2 protein-coding genes and 1 pseudogene are annotated in these 3717 nt (G+C 39.6%); 2 read left to right on the forward strand and 1 reads right to left on the reverse strand.

Translation table 11 applies throughout. The features are described from left to right. Positions 1–97 precede the first annotated feature (97 nt). A complete protein-coding gene (gene lnt / locus NJD71_RS13360) occupies positions 98–1666 on the reverse strand; it encodes an apolipoprotein N-acyltransferase (protein ID WP_319052394.1) in 1569 nt (522 codons plus the stop codon). Between the two features lie 239 nt (positions 1667–1905). On the opposite strand from lnt, the gene NJD71_RS13365 reads away from it, so the two are divergent. Both NJD71_RS13365 and NJD71_RS13370 read left to right on the forward strand, forming a co-directional pair. Then, positions 1906–2550 (forward strand): DUF411 domain-containing protein, encoded by a 645-nt coding sequence (locus tag NJD71_RS13365; RefSeq protein WP_319052395.1) that lies wholly within the window; start codon positions 1906–1908, stop codon positions 2548–2550. A 796-nt stretch (positions 2551–3346) separates the two neighbouring features. Further along, a pseudogene (locus tag NJD71_RS13370) lies at positions 3347–3717 on the forward strand (CHAP domain-containing protein); the annotation flags it as partial.

Below are 3717 nucleotides of genomic sequence, written 5' to 3' on the forward strand. Positions count from 1 at the left end.
TCAATAGTTTAAAACTTTTATATTTACGTGCGTTAGGACGTTACCTAGAAAAAATAAAAAACTTACGCTGATTAAATTATTATGATTAAGTTTACTATTACCCTCGTCTTCTAAGTGTGGTTAGACCTTTGCCAAAATAGCTTATTAGTAATAACAGGGTTATTATTATCAAGATAGGATAATTTCCCATAAGCATAAAGGGCGTGTTACCAACCCGTGCCTGTATCTCACCACGTAGTACAGTACGCTCAAACTGCGGTGCGCGTTTTACAATACGACCTTTATGGTTAATGATAGCGGTAACACCAGTATTGGTCGCTCGAATAAACCAGCGCCCGTTCTCAAGCGCGCGCATTTGTACCATTTGCAAATGTTGCAATGGTCCTGCTGAAGTGCCAAACCAGGCATCGTTAGAGACGGTCAACAAAAAGTCAGTATCGATGGCATTTTTACGCGTGGTATCTGGATAAGCTACCTCATAACAGATAGCCGTCCCTATATTGTGTTCACGCACCTTTAGCGGTGACTGCTGATCACTACCACGACTATAGCTCTTAATATCCTGACTACCGGCCAAACTTGGGAAAATATCGAGCACGCCTTCAAATGGAATATACTCTCCAAAAGGCACTAGACGCTGCTTCTTGTATAGGCCTTCCGCTTCTACACCTCGAGCAATCACGCTATTGTAAAATGGGGGATACTTATCCGTACTGGCATTGAATGCCGCTTTATCCTTATAAGGGATACCAGTTATCCATGTCGTATTGGTCGCATTGGCCATTTCTATCATTTCACTAATAAAGCCCGCAGCCTCATCCTGAAACATCGGAATAGATGATTCAGGCCACACCACCACATCACGTCCCCACTCAGTGCGCGTTAACTTCGCATAAATCTTTAGCGTTTCTACTTGATATTGCGTCAGCCACTTTATATCTTGTGAAATATTACCTTGAATCAATGACACTGACAGATCAGGTGTGCCCTTAGGTTTTGTCCATTGCGGATTGACCAGCCATAATGATGTGCTAATGGCTAATAACAGTACAGAAACGACGGCATAACTACTGCGTCGAAGCAGTAGCTCTACTAAACTTGCAGCCAATAGTATGGCAACAAAAGAGACGGAAAAAACACCAGCAACGGGTGCTAAGGACGATAACCAATACTCTTCAGTAAATGCATAACCAACAAACAGCCACGGAAAGCCTGTGAATAACCAAGTTTTTAACCATTCTTGTAGCACCCAAAGAGCAGCAAATGAAAAGGGTTGTTTGCCTACCATACGGTTAAAGACTAGTGCTAACAATCCATGAAACAGTCCCATACCGAGACCCATCAATGCAATCATAATCAATGCGAGCCACGTTGGTGTATCGCTATAATCATGGATAGCAGTATAGAGCCAAAAGCCGCCGACGCACCATAGCCCCATACCGTAAGCTTCACCGATAATAAAAGCGCGACGACCACTCATACTTGTCACCAACAGCGCATATAAAATCGCTGGTGACACTATTGCTAGCGGCCAGAACCCATGAGGCGCTAGCGCAAATAAAAAAATAGCCCCTGCAAGCCATGCTGCTACTAGCGTAAACCATAGCGGTAATTGATTTGAGTGAGTACTCAAACACTTTTGTAGATTAATAGTAGACAGGCGCATCGCAAATTATCCAAAATTATGAGTTTTGAATTTTTAGTCAAAATCCAAAACTCGGATAGACCTGTTAATACTACAGGCAGCATTTCAAAATGAAAACTGCTTATGATACCAGTCCGCACTGCTCAATGGATAAATTTACGTACTCCGTTTGATGGGTTATTATGCTACATTACCAAACGATATGAAGTGTTACTTGACCTTCTATAGCTCACAATATCTACAGTACATGAGAGAGCACTATGACCCCCTTAAAAATAAAATCCAGTCTTATATTCAATCGTTATCTGTCTAAGGGGTTGCGTAGTACGTTAGTATTACTTGCCGCCTCATCACTATTTGCTTGTAGCCAACCGAGTAGTGGCGTATCTGATGCAAGCACAACATCGGCATCAACTGAAGATGTAGTGACTGTTCCGAAGACAGCTGAACCAAACGTTATAAATAATTCTATGATGACATCAGTAAGTAAACCAGACTTACTAAAAAACGTCTCAGCCACTGTCTATAAAGATGCCAATTGCGGCTGCTGTAAAGAATGGATAAGTCATGCAGAAGATAATGGTCTAAGTGCAACCGCGCAAGATGTTGCGGACTTAGCCGTATTTAAAGAGCGCTACAGCGTTCCAAATGAAATGCGTTCTTGCCATACTGTAGTCACTACTGATGGTTACGTCTTTGAAGGTCATGTACCCGCTAAATATATGGCGCAGTTTTTAGAAAATCCGCCAGTACAAGCTATGGGTCTTGCCGTACCTGGCATGCCTGTTGGTAGCCCGGGTATGGAGTATCAAAATAAATTCATGCCCTATCAGGTTATGCAACTCAATAAAGACGGGACGACCCAAGTTTATGCTGATATTGAATCGGTAGAGCAGCAATTATAGTGTGTTAGCAGTTAAGAATACTTTGATTATAGTGTTAGCGTTAAAAGCGAATGAAGCAAGTATAAGACTGTTCTATTGCTTATAAAATGATTCTTCATCAAAAAATTCATTAGCTATTGCGACTTTAAAAGCAAAAATAACTTTGAATTTGTAACTTTTGATGACAATGTAAGCGGATTTATCGGTTATTAACCCTTAAAATAGATAAATAATTAAGGGTTAATACAAGAATATACAGGATGTATCGAAACAATTACGTAATATTACATAAGCCAGTAGGGAATTAACATCTATATTAATATTATAAATTATTATATTATCTTAATAATTAGTTAGACCCTATATAGGGTAATTACTTCATCCAATAGAAAAACGTCTGAGGGTTAAATCTAAATTATAGATTTAACCCTCAGACGTTTTTTTGCTTATAAAACAGTAGAAATTGTGGTCAATCTAGTCAGCTATATTCTGTACATGTTACACAAACTTACATTGTAAAATGTGGGATATTAGCAATTTTTTCGACATCAAAAAAGTATTTTTGGGGTTTTTAAGGGGAATGACAGGCTAAACAACCTATGCTAAAGTCGGCTTTGTGTTTTGGTCAGCAGCTTGATTTGTAACAGCTTCGTAAGACTTCAATGAGCTGTGATCGCCAATAATCATTTTTTATATGAATAATATGCAGCAGAAGTATCAGTCACTATGACATATATATACTTGAGTTATTGAGATTTAATTGACTGCGCTGTTGTTGATAACAGACGATTTTGAATTAACCGTAGGTATTAGATTTATGAAACAGGCTTTATTGATTTTGTCAGTACTGGGTATGGGCATAGCACAAACGAGTGGTGCTGCTATCACAATCTCTCAAACAAATAATACCATCACCAATACTTCTGTGGCATCAAACTACGGTTCATCAAAAAACATCTATAGCACCAAAAGTGGTGCTTATGTTTCTAATAATGATGAAATTAGTCAAGCAATTAGCAACCTAAGTGCGCAGGCCAAGCAAAAAGAGAATCAGCTTTCATCATTAAACAGCCGCTTATACGCTGAAAAACAACAGCAGCAAGTCAATAAGGTTCCTGACAGCAATTCAGCCCCCGCTATCGCTGCTGCTCGCGCCTCAAAAGTGGCTTTATCTGGCAGCTCTGGATA

This window comes from Psychrobacter sp. PP-21 (assembly GCF_033790785.1).
In the GTDB taxonomy this organism is placed as follows: Bacteria; Pseudomonadota; Gammaproteobacteria; order Pseudomonadales; family Moraxellaceae; genus Psychrobacter.

Excerpts from the sequence above, each read along its gene's own strand:
- lnt (WP_319052394.1), bottom strand. The coding sequence starts at position 1,666 with ATGCGCCTGTCTACTATTAATCTACAAAAGTGTTTGAGTACTCACTCA.
- NJD71_RS13365 (WP_319052395.1), top strand. The coding sequence starts at position 1,906 with ATGACCCCCTTAAAAATAAAATCCAGTCTTATATTCAATCGTTATCTG.